The organism is Mycolicibacterium madagascariense (assembly GCF_010729665.1).
GTDB lineage: Bacteria > Actinomycetota > Actinomycetes > Mycobacteriales > Mycobacteriaceae > Mycobacterium > Mycobacterium madagascariense.
This window is the reverse complement of record NZ_AP022610.1, coordinates 5,057,692-5,076,309: the sequence shown is the minus strand read 5'-3', so window position 1 is coordinate 5,076,309 and position 18,618 is coordinate 5,057,692. Positions and strand designations below refer to the sequence as shown.

Below are 18,618 nucleotides of genomic sequence, written 5' to 3'. Positions count from 1 at the left end.
CGCGATCCGGTCACAGCGCCTCCAGCACTCGGCGGCGGTGCCACGTCGGATCGCCCCATGCCGACCGCAGCGCCTGCACCCGCAGGATCAGCAGCGACAGGTCGTGTTCCTGGGTGTAGCCGATGGCGCCGTGGGTCTGCAGCGCGGTGCGGGCCGACAGCAGTCCGGCGTCGGCAGCGGCGGCCGCGGCCGCACTCACGTCGCGGGCGGTGTCGGGGGAGCCGCTGCCGAGCGACAGCGCTGCGCCGTAGATCAGTGGCCGGGCCATCTCGACGGCGATGTGGACGTTGGCCAGCGCGTGCTTGATCGCCTGGTAGGAGCCGATGACGCGGCCGAACTGGCTGCGCTGCTTGGCGTATTCGACCGAACCGTCGAGCATGGCCTGGCCCGCGCCGATCAGCTGCGCCGCGGTGATCAGCGCGCCATACTCGAAAGCCGTTGCGGTGTCGGTCTTCTGCGTATCGCCAGTGGCCGTGACGTCGAAGAGCTTGCGGGCCGGATCGACCGAGTCGTGCCGGTCGGAAGTCGCACCGAGACCCACCTCGCCGTCCGATGCCAGCAGCACGAGACCCGCCACGTCGGCGTCCACGGCGCGCGGCACCCGCGGCGGCATGGCCACGGTCGCGATCGACTCGCCGGATGCCAGTGCACCGCAGCGCTCGTCGTCGGCGAGCAGGATCGGTGCGACGGCGATCGACTCCGCGACCGGACCGGGAACGCCCCAGCGGCCGAGCCGTTCGGCGGCGACCACCAGGTCGACCGGGTCGGCGCCGATGCCGTCGAACTCCTCCGGCACGGCGAGCGCGGTGACGCCGAGGTCGGCGAGCGTCGCCCACACCTTGCGTCCAGGTCCGGTGTCGCCCGCGGCCCACGCGCGGATCGCAGCGGGCACGTCGGCAGCCGCCATGGCGCCGTCGATGCTGGCCGCGAAGTCCCGCTGGGAGGCGTCCAATTCGAAGTTCACGTCGGCTACCCCTTACTTTCGCGGGGCAGACCCAGTAGGCGCTCGGCGATGATGTTGCGCTGAATCTCGTTGGTGCCCGCGTAGATTGGGCCACCGAGTGCGAACAGCAGACCGTCGGTCCAGGACTCGGACAGTTCGGCGTCGGCTCCCCGCATGTCCAGCGCCGTCTGGTGCAGCGCCACGTCGAGATCCGACCAGAACACCTTCGTCACCGATGATTCCGCGCCGAGCTCACCGCCCGCAGCGAGTCGGGTGACGGTGCCGAACGTGTGCAACCGGTAGGCCTGCGCCTTGATCCAGGCGTCGGCAACCCGATCGGCGTAGGCGGGATCGCGCTCCTTCTGCCACTCTTGAACCAGTCGTTCGGCCGGCGCCAGGAAGCGGGCGGGGCTGCGCAACGACATCCCACGCTCGTTGCTCGAGGTGCTCATGGCCGCACGCCAACCGTCGTCGACGCCTCCGATGACGTCCGCGTCGGGCACGAAGACGTCGTCGAGGAAGATCTCGCCGAAACCGGTGTCACCGCCGAGTTGGGCGATCGGACGCACCGTGACGCCGTCGGCCTTGAGGTCGAACATGACATAGGTCAGGCCCTTGTGGCGCTGCGCCTCCGGATTGGAGCGGAACAGCCCGAATGCCTTGTCGCCAAACGGTGCTCGCGAGCTCCAGATCTTCTGGCCGCTGAGCTTCCATCCGCCGTCGGTGCGCGTCGCCGTCGACCGCAGCGAGGCCAGGTCGCTGCCGGAATCGGGTTCCGACCACGCCTGCGCCCAGATCTCCTCACCGCTGGCCATCTTGGGCAGCACCCGCGCCTGCTGCTCCTCGGTGCCGTGCGCGAACAGCGTCGGCCCGAGCATCGAGGTGCCGTTGGCACTGGCCCGGCCCGGTGCGCCCGCGCGAAAGTACTCCTCCTCGTAGACGATCCACTGCAGGAGCGTGGCATCGCGGCCACCGTACTTCTCGGGCCACGCGATGACCGACAGTCCGGCGTCGAACAACACCTTGTCCCAATGGCGATGCTGCTCGAAACCCACGGCGTTGTCGTAGGACTCCGTGGGGAACTCCGACCTGTTGGCGGCGAGGAAGTCGCGGACTTCGGCGCGGAACTCCTCGGTCGCGTCGTCGAACGTCAGATCCATCAGACCATCTCTCGCAGCAGTGGTTTGACCACTTTTCCTCCGGGGTTGCGGGGCAGCACGTCGACGAAGGCCACCGACCGCGGGGTCTTGAAGTTGGCGAGGTGCTCACGGGTGTAGGCGATCACGGAGGCCTCGTCCAGCCGAGCGCCCGCCCGCGTGACGACGAACGCCTTGCCAACCTCACCGAGACGCTCGTCGGGGACGCCGATGACGGCACTGTCGGCGACGCCGTCCAGCCGGGCCAGCACCTGCTCGATCTCGGCGGGATACACGTTGAATCCGCCGCAGATGTACATGTCCTTCAGGCGATCGGTGATGGTGAGATTGCCTCTGTCATCGAGCTTTCCGACGTCACCGGTGTGCAGCCAGCCGTCGGCATCGATCGCCGCCGCGGTGGCCTCGGGGTCATCGAGGTAGCCCAGCATCACGTTCGGACCGCGCAGCAGCACCTCGCCTTCGTCGTCGCCGTCGATCCTGAGCTCGAAGTCGGCAATGGGCCGGCCACAGGTCGTCGCGACAGTGACGGCGTCGTCGTCGGCCGAGCACATCGTGCCGAAACCGCTTGCCTCCGTGAGCCCGTACGCGGTCAGCACGATGTCGATGTCGAGTTCGCTCTGCATGCGCTCGATCAGGATGACGGGGACGACGGCCGCGCCGGTCACGGCGAACCGCAGCGACGTGAGGTCGTAGTCGCCGCGCTTGGGGTGATCGAGCAGAGTCTGGTAGATCGTTGGCGGCCCGGGCAATACGGTGATGCGCTGGTCCTGCACGGCCTGCATCGCCCGCTCGGGGTCGAACGTCAGCTGCGGAATGAGCGTCGCGCCCATCTGGAGGCACGTCAGGATGCCGGCCTTGTAGCCGAAGTTGTGGAAGAACGGGTTGATGCAAAGGTAGCGGTCGGCGCTGGTGAGTCGGCCGCACGCCGCCCAGGCGGCGGGGGCGTCGAGTGACTGCCGGTGCGCGCACAGCACGCCCTTGCTCCGACCCGTGGTGCCGGAGGTGAACAGGATGTCGGACACGTCGTCGGGGGTGACGGCGCCGGCGCGGGAGTCGACCGCCGCGAGATCGGTGCCGCGGGCGACGAATTCGTCCCAGGTTCCGTCGTCCTCCTCGATCGGGATGCGCACGACGTGTCGCAGCGCGGGCAGGGCCGCGCGGTCCAGTTCGGCCGTCCGGTCCGACCCGAGGAATCGGCCCATGCCGATCAGCAGGGGCGCCTCGGTGCGGGCGAGGATGTCGCTGGCCTCACTGGCCGTGTACCGGGTGTTGAGCGGGACGACGACGGCGCCCGCGTAGTGCGTGGCCAGGCATGCGACGACCCAGTGCCAGGTGTTGGGCGACCAGATCGCGACCCGGTCACCGGCGCGCACGCCCAGGTCGATCATGGCCGCGGCGACGCGTCTGACCTCGGTCTTCAGCTCCGCGTAGGTGAGCGTCCGGTCGTCGGTGACCAGTGCGGGGTGATCGGAGAACTCGTCGCTGATCCGGTCCAGGACCCCAGGAATGGTCCTCGGATGGGTCATCATTGACGCTCCCTCTAACAAAGCAAGTGCTTGGTAGGTTAGCCTACAGGGGTGATAGAGGTCCAGGAGTTCCGGGCCGAGGTCCGGCAGTGGCTCGCCGACAACCTGGTCGGCGACTTCGCCGCGCTCAAGGGTCTCGGCGGTCCGGGTCGCGAGTACGAGGCATTCGACGAGCGGCGCGCGTGGAATCAGCACCTTGCCGCGGCCGGGCTGACGTGTCTGGGCTGGCCCGAGGAACACGGCGGACGCGGGCTCTCGGTGGCCCATCGAGTGGCGTTCTACGAGGAGTACGCGCTGGCGAACGCCCCCGAGAAGGTCAACCACCTCGGCGAGGAACTCGTCGGGCCGACGCTGATCGCCTACGGGTCGCCCGAGCAGCAGCAGCGCTTCCTGCCGCGCATCGTCGACGTCACGGAGCTGTGGAGCCAGGGCTATTCGGAACCCGGAGCGGGTAGCGACCTCGCCAACGTGTCCACGTCGGCCGAATTGGTGGGCGACGAGTGGGTCATCAACGGGCAGAAGGTGTGGACGTCGCTGGCGCACTGGGCGCAGTGGTGCTTCGTCATCGCGCGGTCGGAGAAGGGCTCCAAGAGGCACGCCGGTCTGTCGTATCTGCTCGTCCCGCTGGACCAACCGGGCGTCGAGATCCGACCGATCGTGCAACTGACCGGCGACTCGGAGTTCAACGAGGTGTTCTTCGACGACGCCCGCACTGACGCGTCCCTGGTGGTGGGTGAGCCCGGCGACGGGTGGCGCGTGGCGATGGGCACGCTGACCTTCGAGCGCGGGGTGTCCACGCTGGGTCAGCAGATCCGTTATGCGCGTGAGCTTTCCGGCATCGTCGACCTCGCCAAGAACACCGGCGTCATCGACGATCCGTTGATCCGTGAGCGGCTGACGAACTCGTGGGTCGGGCTGCAGACGATGCGGTCCTACGCGTTGGCGACGATGGACGTCGAGCGCCCTGGTCAAGATTCCGTGTCGAAGCTGTTGTGGGCCAACTGGCATCGCGAACTCGGCGAGATCGCGATGGACGTCCAGGGCAAGGCGGGTCTACTCCTGGACGACGGGGCCTTCAGTGAATGGCAACGGCTGTATCTGTTCTCGCGGTCGGACACCATCTACGGCGGGTCGAACGAGATCCAGCGCAACATCATCGCCGAGCGGGTGCTCGGCCTACCGCGGGAAGCGAGGGGCAACTGATGAGCGCTCGCGTGCAGAGGAGAACGTCATGACCCTGTCGATCGCGCCGAAGGAGATCGACGGCCACGGCCTGCTGACGGGCAAGGTCGTCCTGGTGACGGCGGCAGCGGGCACCGGCATCGGATCGTCGGCGGCCAGGCGGGCGCTCGCGGAGGGTGCCGACGTCGTCGTCTCCGACTTCCACGAGCGGCGTCTGGGCGAGACCCGTGACGAGCTGGCGGGTCTCGGCTTGGGCCGCGTCGAGTCGGTGGTGTGCGACGTGACGTCGACGCCGGCCGTCGACGCGCTCATCACGTCGTCGGTCGAGAAGATGGGTCGACTCGACGTCCTGATCAACAACGCCGGCCTCGGTGGGCAGACGCCGGTCGTCGACATGACCGACGAAGAATGGGACCGCGTCCTCAACGTCACGCTGACCTCCGTCATGCGTGCCACCCGCGCGGCCCTGCGCTACTTCCGCGACGCCAAGCACGGCGGCGTGATCGTCAACAACGCGAGCGTGCTCGGCTGGCGGGCCCAGCACTCGCAGTCGCACTACGCGGCGGCCAAGGCGGGCGTGATGGCGCTAACCCGTTGCAGCGCAATCGAAGCCGTCGAATACGACGTGCGGATCAACGCCGTGTCGCCCAGTATCGCGCGGCACAAGTTCCTGGAGAAGACCAGCTCTGCCGAACTGCTCGACCGGCTCGCGGGCGACGAGGCCTTCGGTCGCGCCGCCGAACCGTGGGAGGTGGCGGCCACGATGGCGTTCCTGGCGAGCGACTACTCGAGTTACCTGACCGGCGAGGTCATCTCGGTGTCGAGTCAACGCGCATGACCACCCCCGCGCCGAGTCGCCGCGACGAGTTGCTCGACCTCGCCGCGACGATGTTCGCCGAGCGCGGCCTGCGCGCCACGACCGTCCGCGACATCGCCGACTCGGCGGGGATCCTGTCCGGCAGCCTCTACCACCACTTCAAGTCCAAGGAGCAGATGGTCGAGGAGGTCCTGCGCGACTTCCTCGACTGGCTCTTCGGCAGGTACCGGGAGATCGTCGAGACCGAGACCGATCCGCTCAAGCGCGTCGAGGGCCTGTTCATGGCGTCGTTCGAGGCGATCGAGCACCGTCACGCCCAGGTCGTGATCTATCAGGATGAGGCCAAACGACTTTCGGTGCTGCCGCAGTTCGCGTTCGTCGAGGAGCGCAACCGGGAACAGCGCACGATGTGGGTGGACGTCCTCAAGCAGGGCGTCGCCGAGGGCTGTTTCAGCAGCGAACTCGACGTCGACCTCGTCTACCGGTTCATCCGCGACACCACCTGGGTGTCGGTCCGCTGGTACCAGCCGGGCGGACCCCTGACTGCCGAAGAGGTCGGCAGACAATACCTCGCCATCGTCCTTGGCGGAATCACGATGAAGGAGAATGACCATGGGTGACGCGTACATCATCGATGCCGTACGCACCGCCGTCGGCAAGCGCAACGGCGGCCTGTCCGGCGTGCACCCCGTCGACCTCGGGGCCGCAGCGTGGCAGGGGCTGTTCGATCGCAACGACGTCGACCCCGGCGCCGTCACCGACGTGATCGCGGGCTGCGTCGACGCCGTCGGCGGCCAAGCGGGCAACATCGCCCGATTGTCCTGGCTTGCAGCAGGTTTCCCCGAAGAGGTGCCTGGCGTCACCGTCGACCGGCAGTGCGGTTCCAGTCAACAGGCCATTTCCTTTGGCGCACAGGCGATCATGTCCGGTACCGCAGACCTCATCGTCGCGGGTGGCATGCAGAACATGAGTCAGATCCCGATCAGCTCCGCGATGATCGTCGGCGAGCAGTTCGGCTTCACCTCGCCGACGAACGAATCGAAGAGCTGGCTGCAACGCTATGGCGATCAGGAGATCTCGCAGTTCCGCGGCTCGGAGTTGATCGCCGAGAAGTGGGACATCTCGCGGGAGGAGATGGAGGAGTACGCGCTGAACAGTCACCAGCGTGCGCAGGAGGCCATCCGCTCTGGGTACTTCGAGAACGAGATCATCCCCGTCGACGGTTTCGCGACCGACGAAGGGCCGCGCGAGACGTCGCTGGAGAAGATGGCCGGCCTCAAGACGCTCGTCGAGGGCGGTCGACTGACCGCGGCGATGGCGAGCCAGATCTCCGATGGCGCAAGCGCAGTGCTGCTGGCGTCCGAGCAGGCCGTCAAGGACCACGGGCTGAAGCCCCGCGCGCGCATCCACCACATCAGCGCGCGCGGCGCCGATCCGGTGTTCATGCTGACGGGTCCCATCCCCGCCACGCAGTACGCGCTGGAGAAGACCGGCCTGTCGATCGACGACATCGACACCGTGGAGATCAACGAGGCGTTCGCCCCGGTCGTCATGGCCTGGCTCAAGGAGACCAAGGCCGACTACGACAAGGTGAATCCGAGCGGCGGCGCGATCGCGCTCGGGCATCCGCTGGGGGCGACGGGCGCCAAGCTGTTCGCGACGATGCTGAACACGCTCGAGCGCACCGGCGGGCGCTACGGCCTGCAGACGATGTGCGAGGGCGGTGGCACCGCGAACGTGACGATCATCGAGCGCCTGTAGGGGCTGGGTAGCGCGAGACTGAATCTGACGACGATTTCGACGACATTTCGTCGTCAGATGCAGTCTCGGCCTGTGGAGCCTGTGGATAAGCCGCGCTGAGCGGGGGATCCCGTCGGTCGGCCCCCACATGATGCGGGCATGCACGACCTCCCGTGGCCCTTCCTCGGCGCCGAGGCACTCGCGAACCGCCTCATCCCCGAACGCGCGATGCGCGCGTCGTACCAGCCGGTCTATCCCGACGTGTTCGTTCCCCGCGGCGTTGAACTGACGGCGCGTCAGCGAGCCGAGGCGGCCTGGCTGTGGTCGGGCCGACGCGGTGTCGTCGCGGGCTCTTCTGCTGCGGCGATGCTCGGTGCCCAGTGGGTCGACGGTGGGCAACCGGCCGAGTTGATTCACGACAACCCGCGGCCCCCACGGCGACTCGTCACCCGGAACGAAACGCTCGGCGTCGATGAGTCGTTCGACGTCGGTCCGATGTGCGTAACCACGTCCGCTCGAACGGGTTCGACATCGGGAGGCACACCGTGTTACGCGTGCAGGCGGTGCAACGGCTCGATGCCTTGGCGAATGCCACCGGGGTGACGGTGCCCGCGGTACACGCCGTGGCCACGGCTCACCCCGGCGTGCGTGGGCTCAACAGGCTGCGCGGTGTGCTGCCGTTGGTCGACGCCGGCGCCGAGTCGCCGCAGGAAACGGTCGCACGGCTGGCGCTCGTCGACGCGGGCCTCCCCGCGCCGCAGACGCAGTTCCGAGTGTTTGGTCGCCATGGCGAGATCATCGCTCGGACCGACATGGCCTATCCCGAGGTCAAGGTGGGCATCGAATACGACGGTCCGCAGCACTGGACCGATCCGGCGGTTCGACAGCGTGACATCGACAAGGCATTCGAGCTGACGGCCCTGGGGTGGTTCATCATTCGGGTCAGCCGCGACCTGCTGAAGTACCGGCGAGCCACGTATGTCGCGCGGGTCGAGCACGCGCTGCGCGAACGCGGCTTCGCGTTCCCGCCGAAACTGCATCTCACGACGGAAGTCCGCCCCAAAGCGTCGTGACGTTCAGTCTCGCGCCATGGACGACGCCGCCTGCAGGTGCTTCACCGCTTCGTCGACGAGCGACGGGACCAACTCCGCGCACGACGGCAGGTCGTCGAGGATGCCCGCCACCTGACCCGACGCCAGCACCCCCGCATTGGTGTTGCCGTCGACGAGGCCGGCCTTCAGCAGCATGGGCGTATTGGCCGCCATGACGATCTGCGACCAGGTCAGTGCCTTGCCGTGGCGCATCGCGAGGCCGTCCTTGACGATCGACGCCCACGTCATGCCCGACATCTTCTTGAACTTCTGCGCGTTGCCCACCGCCGCAGTGAAACCCCTGATGCGCGAGCCACTCTCGAGTTTCTCGACCAGGCCGGTGCGCAGCACGCGATGGGGCATGCCGTCGACGCGCTTGGACACCACCGTCGCGTCGAAGGCCGAGTCCAGATAGCGCTGCTTGACCGAATCGGGCACGGTCGAGTCGGTCGTCAGCAGGAAGCGGGTACCCATGGCGACACCGGCCGCACCGTAGGACAGCGCCGCGGCTAGCCCGCGCCCGTCGAAGAAGCCACCCGCGGCCACGACCGGGATGTCCACGGCGTCGAGCACCGACGGCAGCAGCAGCGTGGTCGCGACGGGACCGGTATGCCCGCCGCCCTCACCACCCTGCACGATCACCGCATCGGCGCCCCAGCCAGCCACCTTCTTGGCGTGCTTGGCTGCCCCGACCGACGGAATGACCACCACGCCAGCCTCTTTCAGCTTGGCGATGAGGTCGGGCTTGGGCGCCAGTGCGAACGACGCGACCCGCACACCCTCGCGGATCAGCAGGTCGACCCGTTGACCGGCGTCGCCCGCGTCGGCTCGGATGTTGATGCCGAAGGGCTTGTCGGTGGCGGCCTTGACCTTGGTCACCGCGGTCGCCAACTCCTCGAGCGTCATGGTCGCCGAGGCCAGGATCCCGAGACCGCCGGCGTTGGACGTGGCCGCCACCAGCCGGGCGCCTGCGACCCAGCCCATGCCGGTCTGCACGACGGGGTGTTCGATGCCGAGCAGCTCGGTCAGCGGCGTCTTCAGATGACTCATGCCCGGACCTCCTTGTCCCGCAATGACTTCGGGTCGACGACCTCCCGGATCAGCGTCAGCTCGTCGGAGGTGGGCAGTCGGGACTCCGCCGCCGACTCCAGATCGTGCACCTCGAAGGACGTGTTCTCCGCGACCTGGTCGGCCTCGACGCCGGGATGCAGTGACACGGCGCGCATCTGGTGGTCGGGACCGTTGAAGTCGAACACGCCGAGGTTGGTCACCACGCGATACACGTCGAGGAACCGGAAGGCGGGGTTTGCCGGATCGACCTTGTCCCAGCCGACGCCGGAGACGATGTCGACGGACTCACCGAACACCCGCTTGGAGTGGTTGCCCACCCAGTAGCTGGTGGCGTGGTTGATGGCGTTGCCCGGTGCGCCGCGAACGCCGAACATCTGGCGCGTCGGATGCTGGACGGGCCCGAACGCCGACAGATTCTGGTTGCCGTAGCGGTCGATCTGGTTGGCGCCCATGACGACGTGGCGCCTGCCCCACGACAGCGTCTCGAAGACGCGACCGAACGGCATCCACCCCTCGATCGCGGCGGGCGCCCCGATGGCGGGGGTGTCGGCGATCAGCCGGGCCTCACCGTCGGTCAAGAGAATGTCGGGGGAGAACGTCAGCCGGGCCAGCCTGGCGCCGATGGAGACGATGGTGGTCATCGGGCTGACCATGATTTCGCCTGCGTCGCGGAACAATTCGGCGCACGCGACGGCGCACACCTCGGCACGGGTCGGGTCGCTCATGCTCGTGCCTCCTTAGCTGAATTGCTCCTCGCGTCCGCAGTGAATGCCCGGACGGCCGCCTGGTAGTCGTCCTCGCTACCCGACAGATAGGTCGACGTGAACTCGGCCCACGTCTCGTCCGACCCCGCGGCCTCGGCGTAGTGCCGCTGGAACTTCTCGTCGCGGCGGTAGTCGGGCTCGTTGACGGTGAAGTGCGCGCCACCCGGCGCTTCGACGACGGCGTCGACCATCATCCTGTTGACCAGGAGTGCCTGCGGCGGAACGGCTTTGATCAACTCGTCGGTCGAGACCAAGCGCTCGACCGACAGGAAGCGCTGCTGCGCGGCCATGAGATACAGGTCGTCGAAGTACGGGTCGATGCCGGTGTAGGCGGCGTTGCCGCGCTCGTCGCCGAGGTTGAGGTGGACGAATGCCGCGTCGAGCGTCAGTGCGGGCATCGCGATGAGTTCCTCGTAGCCGGAGCCGGTGGGGTAGGGCGACGTCACGGTCTTGAGCTCGTCGCCCCAGAACGCGCGGACGTCGCTACCCAGTCCCGCGCGGATCGGCAGGAACGGCAGGCGCTGGGCCGCTGCCTGCAGGCCGCAGCGCAGCATGCCCTCGTCCATCTCGCGGGCCTCGATGGCGCCGGTGGTGCGCGCCTTGGCGAACCACGGGTCGTAGAACGGCGGCGAGTCCAGGGACACGAAGCCGTAGTAGACGCGCTTGACCTTCCCGGCCGAGCACAGCAGCCCGACGTCGGGTCCGCCGTAGCTCACGATCGTCAGGTCGGTGACGGCGGTGCGCAGCAGCGCCCTCACGAAAGCCATCGGCTTGCGCCGTGAACCCCAGCCGCCGATGCCGATGGTCATGCCGGATTCGATCGACGAGACGGCCTCGTCGAGGTTACTCAGCTTGTCGGTCACTCTTTCCCCTTCGAGGTCCCCGCGAACGCGTCGCGGTGTTCGTCGGCGACGCCGGCCAGGTTGAGCTCGAACGTAAACCCTTGTTCCATGCGGTAACTCGAATTCACCCGTTGCACGTCGATGAGGTTCAGGGCCTCCTTGGCCGCGCGGATGACGCGGGTGTCCTTGACGGCGATGTCGCGGGCGACGCGCAGCGCGGCCTCGTCGAGATCGGCGCGCGGCACCACCTCGTGCACCGAGCCGAACTGGTGCAGCGTCGCGGCGTCGACGGTCGCGGCGGTGAAGAACAGTCGGCGCATCATGTGCTGCGGCACCAACCGGGACAGGTGGGTCGCCGCGCCGAGGGCACCGCGTTCGACCTCGGGCAGACCGAACTTCGCGTCGTCGGAGGCGATGATGACGTCGGAGTTGCCGACCAGGCCGATGCCGCCGCCGACGCAGAAGCCGTTGACCGCGGTGACGACGGGGACCTCGCACTCGTACACCGCGCGGAAGGCGTGGAAGCAACCGCGGTTGGCGTCGATCAGGGCGGTGAAGCCCTCGGTGTTCTGCATCTCCTTGATGTCGACGCCGGCATTGAAGCCGCGGCCCTCGGCGCGCAGGATCACGACGTGGGTGTCGTGGTCGCGGCCCGCCGCGGTGATGGCATCGCCGAGTTCGAACCAGCCGCGCGAGGGGATCGCGTTGACGGGTGGGTAGTCGACGGTGACCGAGACGATCCCCGGTTCCACGGTCTTGGTGGTGATGGTCATCGATGACTCCTGGGGTGGCTACCTAAGCAAGCACTTGCTTGGTACGCTAGCACAGTGACCAACGCCGCTGACAGTGGATTCAACCTGCGTTTGCAGGGCCGCGTCGTGCTGGTGACCGGCGGCGTTCGAGGGGTCGGCGCTGGCATCAGTGCGGTGTTCGCACATCAGGGTGCCACCGTGGTGACCTGCGCCCGACGCCCCGTCGACGGCTCGCCGTATGAGTTCCTGCCGTGCGACGTCCGCGACGACGAGTCGGTCACGACGCTCGTCGACACCATCGTCGAACGGCATGGCCGGATCGACGTCGTGGTCAACAACGCGGGCGGGTCGCCCTACGTGCCCGCCGCCGACGCCTCGGCGAAGTTCAGCACCAAGATCATCGAGCTCAATCTGCTTGCGCCGCTGTCGGTGTCGCAGCACGCCAACGCGCACATGCAGAACCAGGCCGGCGGCGGTTCGATCGTCAACGTCGCCAGCGTCAGCGGCCGCAGACCCACCCCGGGGACGGCGGCCTACGGTGCGGCCAAGGCCGGCGTCGAAAGTCTCACCAGCACACTGGCTGTCGAATGGGGGCCGAAGGTGCGGGTGAACTCACTCGTCGTGGGCATGGTCGAGACCGAGCAGTCCGAGCTGTTCTACGGCGACGCCGAGTCCATCGCCGCGATCTCGGCCAACGTCCCGCTCGGCCGACTCGCCACCCCGGCCGACGTCGGCTGGGCCGCAGCATTTCTCGCCAGCGACGCGGCGTCCTACATCAGCGGGGCGTCACTCGAGGTGCATGGCGGTGGCGAACCGCCGCCCTACCTCGCCACCACTACCGCCATCAAATAACCGAGGAGACAACGGAAATGGGCTTGCTGGACGGCCGAGTGGTCATCGTCACGGGATCGGGCGGCGGAATCGGGCGGGCGCACGCGCTGGCCTTCGCCGCCGAGGGGGCCCGCGTGGTGGTCAACGACATCGGCGTCGGCCTCGACGGGTCACCGGCCGGTGGCGGCAGTGCCGCGCAGGGCGTCGTCGACGAGATCACCGCGGCGGGAGGCGAAGCCGTCGCCAATGGCGCCAACGTGGCGGACTGGGCACAGGCCGAGGGTCTGATCCAGGCGGCGGTCGACGCGTTCGGCGGACTCGACGTGCTGGTCAACAACGCGGGCATCGTCCGCGACCGGATGTTCGCCAACACCAGTGAGGAGGAGTTCGACGCCGTCACCGCCGTACACCTCAAGGGCCACTTCGCGACGATGAAGCACGCCGCCGCCTACTGGCGCGCGCAGTCGAAGGCGGGTCACGCCGTCGACGCCCGCATCATCAACACCAGTTCCGGTGCCGGCCTGCAAGGCAGTGTGGGACAGGCGAATTACAGTGCGGCCAAGGCGGGCATCGCGGCGCTGACCCTGGTGGCGTCGGCCGAGATGGGCCGCTACGGCGTCACCGTCAACGCCATCGCCCCGTCGGCGCGGACCAGGATGACCGAGACGGTGTTCGCCGACATGATGTCCACCCAGGACTCCGCCTTCGACGCGATGGCACCGGAGAACGTCTCACCGCTGGTCGTGTGGTTGGGCAGCGTCGAGTCGCGCGACGTGACGGGAAAGGTGTTCGAGGTCGAGGGCGGCATCATCCGCGTCGCCGAGGGCTGGGCACGCGGGGCGGAGGCCGACAAGGGCGCGCGCTGGGATCCCGCCGAGCTGGGCCCCGTCGTCACCGACCTGCTGGCCAAGTCGCGGACGCCGCTGCCGGTGTTCGGCGCCTAGGCCGGCTCGCACACGACGAGCGGGATCTTCCGATCGGTGGCGTCGCGATACCCCTTGTACGGCGGGTACATCTTGATGAGCACCGGCCAGTAGCGCCTGCGCTCCTCGTCGGTCGCATCGCGCGCCGTCATCGACAGGTGCTCGTCGCGAACCTGAACCCGCACAGCCGGATTCGCCTTCAGATTGAGGTACCACGCCGGGTTGCTCTCGCGGCCGCCGAAGGACGCGGGCAGGATCACCCGCTCGCCGTCGCGCAGGCATAGCGTCGCCGTGGTGCGCTGCTGACCCGACTTGCGGCCGGTCGTGGTGAGCAGCGCGGCGGGGAACCACAGCAGCTGTGCCCCGAGCCTGCCGTTGGTGCGCTGATACACCGCGATGTGGGCGCGGGAGAAGTACTTCAGGGCGACGGCCAGGACCGACGAGTTGCGGACGCGGTCGGCGAGTTGGCTCATTCCACCTAGATAACCAGGTGGGGGGCGCCGCAAACTACGGGTCGCAGATGACGATCGGGATCTTGCGGTCGGTGTAGGAGCGGTAGTTGGCGAAGTCGGGATACATCGCGTCGAGCTTGGGCCAGTACTCGTCGCGCTCGGCGTCGGTGGCGTCGCGCGCCGTGAGCGAGTACGTGCCGTCCTTGGTCTGGAACGTGACCTTCGGGTTGGCGACGAGGTTGAGGTACCACATCGGGTTGGTGGCTCGGCCGCCCTGCGAGGCGACCAGCACGATGCGCTCGCCCTCCCGCAGGAACAGCAGCGGACTGTCGCGGGGTTCGCCCGACTTGCGGCCGATGGTCGTCAGGATGCCGACCTCGGTGCCCTTGAGGAACTTGTTGCCGACCTTGCCCCTGGTCTTCTTGAAGACGAAGGTCTGCGCCTTCGACATCCACTTGATGGCGGTGCCGACCTTCGCCGAGTTCAGGCTCTCGATCTGCTTCGGTTTGAGCGGGCGCGACGGGTTGGCCATCGGGTCACCCTATCGCTGAACGAAGGGCCGGATGCTGGCCCGGATGTGGCGGATCTTGCCGTCGGCGGTGAAGGCGAATGTCTCGTCGACGTGCGCGCAGACCCGCATGCCTGCCAGCGTCGGCCTGGTGATCACGTCGAACCTGGCGCGCAGACCGTCGGGGACCGCGGAGAACTCCGGTGCCGTCGTCGTCTCGATGATGCGGTACTGCAGGCCTCGATTCAGGCTGCGGCGCAGGTGATTTCCCGAGAAGCCGGTCTTGACGCCGACTTCGACGCGCGTGCAGTCCGGAGCGAACGGGACGTCGTCGGCGCGGTGGGTGGCGAGCGCGCTGATGTAGGCCTGCGCGGCGGCGACGCGTGCGGTGTCGAGCTGGGCGGATTCCCCGGTCGCTCCGCTCCTGCCCTCCGCCGGAGCCACTAGATCCGCTCGATGATGGTGCCGGTCGACAGCGCACCACCCGCGCACATCGTGATCAACGCGGTGGACTTGTCGGTGCGCTCGAGCTCGTGCAGTGCGGTGGTGATGAGGCGGCTGCCGGTGCTTCCGACGGGATGGCCGAGTGCGATCGCGCCACCGTTGACGTTGACGGTCGCCATGTCGGGCTCGTGCACCCTGGCCCAGGACAGCACGACGGAGGCGAACGCCTCGTTGATCTCGGTGATGTCGATGTCGCCCATCTTCATCCCGGCCTTCTCGAGCACCTTGGCCGTCGATTGCACGGGCCCGTCGAGGTGGTAGTACGGCTCGGAGCCGACGAGGGCCTGGCTGACGATGCGGGCCCGTGGGGTCAGGCCGAGCGCGCGCGCCTTGTCCTCGTCCATCCACAGCACCGCGGCGGCGCCATCGGAGATCTGCGACGAGGTGCCCGCAGTGTGAATCCCGCCCTCCAACACCGGCTTTAGCGCGGCGAGACCCTCGAGCGTGGTGTCGCGCAGACCTTGATCGCGGGTGACGAGCGCGTACTCGGACGTCGGCTGCTTGTTCTCGTCGAGCACCGGCGCGGAGATCGGGCTGATCTCACGGTCGAAGCGACCCTCGGCCCACGCCTGCTTGGCCTTCTGCTGCGACGCGAGGCCGAACGCGTCGATGTCCTCGCGAGAGATGCCGCGCCGCTTGGCGATTCGCTCGGCGGCGGTGAACTGGTCGGGCAGGTCGATGTCCCACGACGCGGGCCGGATGATGCTGCGGTCGGGGCCTGCGTTCGCGCCGAGGCCGACGCGGCTCATCGCCTCGATGCCACACGCGATGCCGACGTCGATGGCGCCGGCGGCGATGAGTCCGGCAACCAGGCCGTTGGCCTGCTGGCCGCTGCCGCACTGGCAGTCCACCGTCATCGCACCCACGTGCTCGGGCAGACCGGCTACCAGCCACGCCACCCGGGAGATGTTGTTGGACTGCTCGCCGAACTGCGTGACACAGCCGCCGATGACCTGCTCGACCTCTCCGGCGTCTATCCCCGCCTTCTCGACGAGCGCTCGCTGGGTGGCACCCAGCAACTCGGTGGCGTGCAGTCCGGACAGCCAGCCCTTGCGCCGGCCGATGGGGCTGCGGGTGGCTTCGACGATGACAGGGTTACCCATTGCGCCAGGCTAGAACACGTTTCATTAGTCTGACAAGCGGCGATGCTGCCACGCCTTTGATCTGCGGTGGAGGCGTGTTTTACTGGCACTAGAACACGTTGCATTCTCGTTGTTGAAGAGGAGCCCGTCCTTCATGACCTCCCCCAATATCCCAGCTGAGTTCGACTTCCTCGACTCCGCCCTGAACCTCGAGCGGCTGCCGGTGGAGGAGCTGGCCGAACTGCGCAGGACCGAACCGATCCACTGGGTCGACGTGCCCCGCGGCACCGGCGGATTCGGCGACAAGGGTTACTGGCTGGTGGCCAAGCACGCCGACGTCAAGGAGATATCGCGGCGCAGCGACGTCTTCGGCAGCTCACCCGACGGCGCCATCCCGGTCTGGCCGGATGCGATGACGCGCGAGGCGATCGATCTGCAGAAGGCCGTGCTGCTCAACATGGACGCGCCGCAGCACACCCGGTTGCGCAAGATCATCTCCCGCGGCTTCACCCCGCGCGCGATCGGACGCCTGGAGGAGGAGCTCGCGCAGCGCGCGCAGAACATCGTCAAGACCGCCGCGGCTGCGGGCGGCGGGGACTTCGTCGAACAGGTGTCGTGCGAGCTGCCGCTGCAGGCCATCGCCGGTCTGCTCGGGGTGCCGCAGGAGGACCGCGACAAGCTCTTCCGCTGGTCCAACGAGATGACGGCCGGCGAAGACCCGGAGTACGCCGACGTGGACCCGGCGCAGTCGTCGATGGAACTGATCATGTACGCGATGGCGATGGCCGACGAGCGCGGCAAGAATCCGACCGACGACATCGTCACGACGCTGGTGCAGGCCGACATCGACGGGGAGAAGCTGACCGACGACGAGTTCGGCTTCTTCGTCATCATGCTCGCCGTCGCGGGCAACGAGACCACCCGTAACTCGATCACGCACGGGATGATCGCGCTGGCGAACAACCCCGATCAGTGGGAGCTCTACAAGCGGGAGCGCCCGTCGACGGCGGCCGACGAGATCGTCCGCTGGGCCACGCCGGTGTCGGCGTTCCAGCGCACCGCGCTGCAGGACGTCGAACTCGGGGGCGTGCAGATCAAGAAGGGGCAGCGGGTGGTGCTGTCCTACCGTTCGGCGAACTTCGACGAGGACGTCTTCGAGGACCCGCACACGTTCAACGTCCTTCGCGACCCGAATCCGCACGTCGGCTTCGGCGGCTCCGGTGCGCACTTCTGCATCGGCGCGAACCTCGCTCGCATGACGATCAACATGATCTTCAACGCGGTCGCCGATCACATGCCCGATCTCAAGCCCATCGGCGAGCCCGAGCGGTTACGGTCGGGTTGGCTCAACGGGATCAAGCACTGGCAGGTCGATTACACCGGCACGTCTGCCTAGCGCGTAAGCCACGGGAATCAAGGAGGATTCGAGTGGACTTCAGTCCAGACGAGGGTCAGCAGGCCGTCGCCGACGTGGTGACGTCCGCGCTCGAGCGGGACAACGGCTGGGAGGCACTCGTCTCCGGCGGCGTCATCGCGTTCGGCGTTCCCGAGCGGCTCGGCGGTGATGGACTCGGCCTGGCCGAGATCACGACGGCGCTGACCGAGATCGGTCGGCACGGCACGGTGAGCCCGGCCCTCGCGACGCTGGGGCTCGGTCTCATTCCGCTGCTGGACCTGGCGACCGAGGAACAGCAGGACCGTTTCCTGGCGGGCGTCGCCAAGGGTGGCGTGCTGTCCGCCGCGCTCAACGAGCCGGGCGCGTCGCTACCGGATCGTCCGAGGACGTCGCTGTCCGGCGGCAAGCTCACCGGCACCAAGATCGGGGTTCCCTTTGCCGCGCAGGCGGATTGGCTCGTCGTCACGACTGACGGCGGAGTCGTCGTGGTGTCGCCGACGGCCAGCGGGGTGACGCTGACCAAGACCCCGACGGCCACTCACTCCGACGAGTACGTCGTGGAGTTCGACGACGTCTCCGTGCCCGACGGCGACGTGCTCGCGGGCGCGCAACCCCACCGGGTCAATCAGTTGGCACTAGCCGCGACGGGCGCGTTCGCGGCAGGCCTCGTCGCCGGGGCGCTGCGGCTGACGGCCGACTACGTGGCCAAGCGCGAACAGTTCGGGCGGCCGCTGTCGACGTTCCAGACCGTCGCCGCCCAGCTCGCCGAGGTCTACATCGCCTCGCGCACCATCTCGTTGGCCGCGACGTCGGTGGTCTGGCGGCTGGTCGAGGGCCTGGACGCCGACGACGACCTCGCCGTGCTGGGCTACTGGCTGACCTCGCAGGCGCCACCCGTGATGCAGATCTGCCATCACCTGCACGGCGGAATGGGCATGGACATCACCTATCCCATGGACCGCTACTACTCGACGATCAAGGACCTGACCCGGTTGCTCGGCGGGCCGGCGCATCGCCTCGAACTGGTGGGAGTCTAG

At 68.0% G+C, this 18,618-nt stretch carries 19 protein-coding genes and 1 pseudogene; 9 read left to right on the top strand and 11 right to left on the bottom strand.

Features of this window, described 5'->3' with window-relative positions; genetic code table 11:
* Positions 1-10: 10 nt before the first annotated feature.
* The 3 genes from G6N60_RS24035 to fadD3 are packed head-to-tail and all read right to left on the bottom strand — an operon-like array spanning position 11 to position 3,629.
* Positions 11-964: an acyl-CoA dehydrogenase family protein gene (locus G6N60_RS24035; protein WP_163741946.1), complete on the bottom strand. Its 954-nt coding sequence runs from the start codon at positions 962-964 to the stop codon at positions 11-13.
* Between the two features lie 5 nt (positions 965-969).
* On the bottom strand, positions 970-2,103 hold the full coding sequence (locus G6N60_RS24030; protein ID WP_163741944.1) for an acyl-CoA dehydrogenase family protein: 1,134 nt from the start codon (positions 2,101-2,103) through the stop codon (positions 970-972).
* Positions 2,103-3,629, bottom strand: coding sequence for a 3-((3aS,4S,7aS)-7a-methyl-1,5-dioxo-octahydro-1H-inden-4-yl)propanoate--CoA ligase FadD3 (gene fadD3, locus G6N60_RS24025; RefSeq protein ID WP_163741941.1), 1,527 nt, complete (start codon positions 3,627-3,629; stop codon positions 2,103-2,105). Before fadD3 ends, G6N60_RS24030 begins: the two co-directional genes overlap by 1 nt.
* 48 nt (positions 3,630-3,677) lie before the next feature.
* On the opposite strand from fadD3, the gene ipdE1 reads away from it, so the two are divergent.
* From ipdE1 to G6N60_RS24000, 5 genes and pseudogenes are all read left to right on the top strand, one after another.
* Complete coding sequence (ipdE1, locus tag G6N60_RS24020; protein WP_163741939.1) at positions 3,678-4,829, top strand: acyl-CoA dehydrogenase IpdE1; 1,152 nt, start codon at positions 3,678-3,680, stop codon at positions 4,827-4,829.
* 28 nt (positions 4,830-4,857) lie between these two features.
* Positions 4,858-5,646, top strand: coding sequence for a (5R,7aS)-5-hydroxy-7a-methyl-1-oxo-2,3,5,6,7,7a-hexahydro-1H-indene-carboxyl-CoA reductase (gene ipdF, locus G6N60_RS24015; protein ID WP_163741937.1), 789 nt, complete (start codon positions 4,858-4,860; stop codon positions 5,644-5,646).
* A complete protein-coding gene (gene kstR2 / locus G6N60_RS24010) occupies positions 5,643-6,245 on the top strand; it encodes a TetR family transcriptional regulator KstR2 (protein WP_163741935.1) in 603 nt (200 codons plus the stop codon). The genes ipdF and kstR2 overlap by 4 nt, the downstream gene beginning before the upstream one ends.
* Positions 6,238-7,386 carry a steroid 3-ketoacyl-CoA thiolase FadA6 gene (gene fadA6 / locus G6N60_RS24005; protein ID WP_163741933.1) on the top strand — a complete coding sequence of 383 codons (1,149 nt, stop codon included), beginning with the start codon at positions 6,238-6,240 and terminating at the stop codon, positions 7,384-7,386. Before kstR2 ends, fadA6 begins: the two co-directional genes overlap by 8 nt.
* A gap of 138 nt (positions 7,387-7,524) precedes the next feature.
* Positions 7,525-8,438 (top strand): annotated as a pseudogene (locus tag G6N60_RS24000) (endonuclease domain-containing protein).
* Positions 8,439-8,441: 3 nt separating this feature from the next.
* Here G6N60_RS24000 and ipdC read toward each other — a convergent pair.
* The 4 genes from ipdC to echA20 are packed head-to-tail and all read right to left on the bottom strand — an operon-like array spanning position 8,442 to position 11,906.
* Positions 8,442-9,506, bottom strand: coding sequence for a (3aS,4S,5R,7aS)-5-hydroxy-7a-methyl-1-oxo-octahydro-1H-indene-4-carboxyl-CoA dehydrogenase (gene ipdC, locus G6N60_RS23995; RefSeq protein ID WP_163741931.1), 1,065 nt, complete (start codon positions 9,504-9,506; stop codon positions 8,442-8,444).
* Complete coding sequence (gene ipdB, locus G6N60_RS23990) at positions 9,503-10,252, bottom strand: cholesterol ring-cleaving hydrolase subunit IpdB (RefSeq protein WP_163741930.1); 750 nt, start codon at positions 10,250-10,252, stop codon at positions 9,503-9,505. Before ipdB ends, ipdC begins: the two co-directional genes overlap by 4 nt.
* A complete protein-coding gene (gene ipdA, locus G6N60_RS23985) occupies positions 10,249-11,154 on the bottom strand; it encodes a cholesterol ring-cleaving hydrolase subunit IpdA (protein WP_163741928.1) in 906 nt (301 codons plus the stop codon). The genes ipdB and ipdA overlap by 4 nt, the downstream gene beginning before the upstream one ends.
* Positions 11,151-11,906 carry a (7aS)-7a-methyl-1,5-dioxo-2,3,5,6,7,7a-hexahydro-1H-indene-carboxyl-CoA hydrolase gene (gene echA20, locus G6N60_RS23980; RefSeq protein ID WP_163741926.1) on the bottom strand — a complete coding sequence of 252 codons (756 nt, stop codon included), beginning with the start codon at positions 11,904-11,906 and terminating at the stop codon, positions 11,151-11,153. Before echA20 ends, ipdA begins: the two co-directional genes overlap by 4 nt.
* Before the next feature lie 54 nt (positions 11,907-11,960).
* On the opposite strand from echA20, the gene G6N60_RS23975 reads away from it, so the two are divergent.
* Complete coding sequence (locus tag G6N60_RS23975) at positions 11,961-12,737, top strand: SDR family oxidoreductase (RefSeq protein WP_163741924.1); 777 nt, start codon at positions 11,961-11,963, stop codon at positions 12,735-12,737.
* Positions 12,738-12,754: 17 nt separating this feature from the next.
* Positions 12,755-13,660 (top strand): SDR family oxidoreductase, encoded by a 906-nt coding sequence (locus tag G6N60_RS23970; RefSeq protein ID WP_163741922.1) that lies wholly within the window; start codon positions 12,755-12,757, stop codon positions 13,658-13,660.
* Here G6N60_RS23970 and G6N60_RS23965 read toward each other — a convergent pair.
* The 4 genes from G6N60_RS23965 to G6N60_RS23950 are packed head-to-tail and all read right to left on the bottom strand — an operon-like array spanning position 13,657 to position 16,206.
* Positions 13,657-14,112: a nitroreductase family deazaflavin-dependent oxidoreductase gene (locus G6N60_RS23965; protein ID WP_163741920.1), complete on the bottom strand. Its 456-nt coding sequence runs from the start codon at positions 14,110-14,112 to the stop codon at positions 13,657-13,659. The genes G6N60_RS23970 and G6N60_RS23965 overlap by 4 nt on opposite strands.
* A 34-nt stretch (positions 14,113-14,146) precedes the next feature.
* Positions 14,147-14,623, bottom strand: a complete 477-nt coding sequence (locus G6N60_RS23960; RefSeq protein WP_163741918.1) for a nitroreductase family deazaflavin-dependent oxidoreductase — start codon at positions 14,621-14,623, stop codon at positions 14,147-14,149.
* Positions 14,624-14,632: 9 nt separating this feature from the next.
* Positions 14,633-15,043 (bottom strand): DUF8021 domain-containing protein, encoded by a 411-nt coding sequence (locus G6N60_RS23955; RefSeq protein ID WP_163741916.1) that lies wholly within the window; start codon positions 15,041-15,043, stop codon positions 14,633-14,635.
* A complete protein-coding gene (locus G6N60_RS23950; RefSeq protein WP_163741914.1) occupies positions 15,043-16,206 on the bottom strand; it encodes a steroid 3-ketoacyl-CoA thiolase in 1,164 nt (387 codons plus the stop codon). The genes G6N60_RS23955 and G6N60_RS23950 overlap by 1 nt, the downstream gene beginning before the upstream one ends.
* Positions 16,207-16,339: 133 nt before the next feature.
* Here G6N60_RS23950 and G6N60_RS23945 point away from each other — a divergent pair, with 133 nt between their 5' ends.
* On the top strand, positions 16,340-17,581 hold the full coding sequence (locus tag G6N60_RS23945; RefSeq protein ID WP_163741911.1) for a cytochrome P450: 1,242 nt from the start codon (positions 16,340-16,342) through the stop codon (positions 17,579-17,581).
* A gap of 32 nt (positions 17,582-17,613) precedes the next feature.
* On the top strand, positions 17,614-18,618 hold the full coding sequence (locus G6N60_RS23940; RefSeq protein ID WP_163741909.1) for an acyl-CoA dehydrogenase family protein: 1,005 nt from the start codon (positions 17,614-17,616) through the stop codon (positions 18,616-18,618).

Coding starts and splice junctions, on each gene's coding strand:
- kstR2 (WP_163741935.1), top strand. CDS start 5,643: ATGACCACCCCCGCGCCGAGTCGCCGCGACGAGTTGCTCGACCTCGCC.
- G6N60_RS24030 (WP_163741944.1), bottom strand. CDS start 2,103: ATGGATCTGACGTTCGACGACGCGACCGAGGAGTTCCGCGCCGAAGTC.
- G6N60_RS23970 (WP_163741922.1), top strand. CDS start 12,755: ATGGGCTTGCTGGACGGCCGAGTGGTCATCGTCACGGGATCGGGCGGC.
- ipdB (WP_163741930.1), bottom strand. CDS start 10,252: ATGAGCGACCCGACCCGTGCCGAGGTGTGCGCCGTCGCGTGCGCCGAA.
- G6N60_RS23965 (WP_163741920.1), bottom strand. CDS start 14,112: ATGAGCCAACTCGCCGACCGCGTCCGCAACTCGTCGGTCCTGGCCGTC.
- G6N60_RS23950 (WP_163741914.1), bottom strand. CDS start 16,206: ATGGGTAACCCTGTCATCGTCGAAGCCACCCGCAGCCCCATCGGCCGG.
- fadD3 (WP_163741941.1), bottom strand. CDS start 3,629: ATGATGACCCATCCGAGGACCATTCCTGGGGTCCTGGACCGGATCAGC.
- fadA6 (WP_163741933.1), top strand. CDS start 6,238: ATGGGTGACGCGTACATCATCGATGCCGTACGCACCGCCGTCGGCAAG.
- ipdC (WP_163741931.1), bottom strand. CDS start 9,506: ATGAGTCATCTGAAGACGCCGCTGACCGAGCTGCTCGGCATCGAACAC.
- ipdF (WP_163741937.1), top strand. CDS start 4,858: ATGACCCTGTCGATCGCGCCGAAGGAGATCGACGGCCACGGCCTGCTG.
- G6N60_RS23945 (WP_163741911.1), top strand. CDS start 16,340: ATGACCTCCCCCAATATCCCAGCTGAGTTCGACTTCCTCGACTCCGCC.
- echA20 (WP_163741926.1), bottom strand. CDS start 11,906: ATGACCATCACCACCAAGACCGTGGAACCGGGGATCGTCTCGGTCACC.
- G6N60_RS23960 (WP_163741918.1), bottom strand. CDS start 14,623: ATGGCCAACCCGTCGCGCCCGCTCAAACCGAAGCAGATCGAGAGCCTG.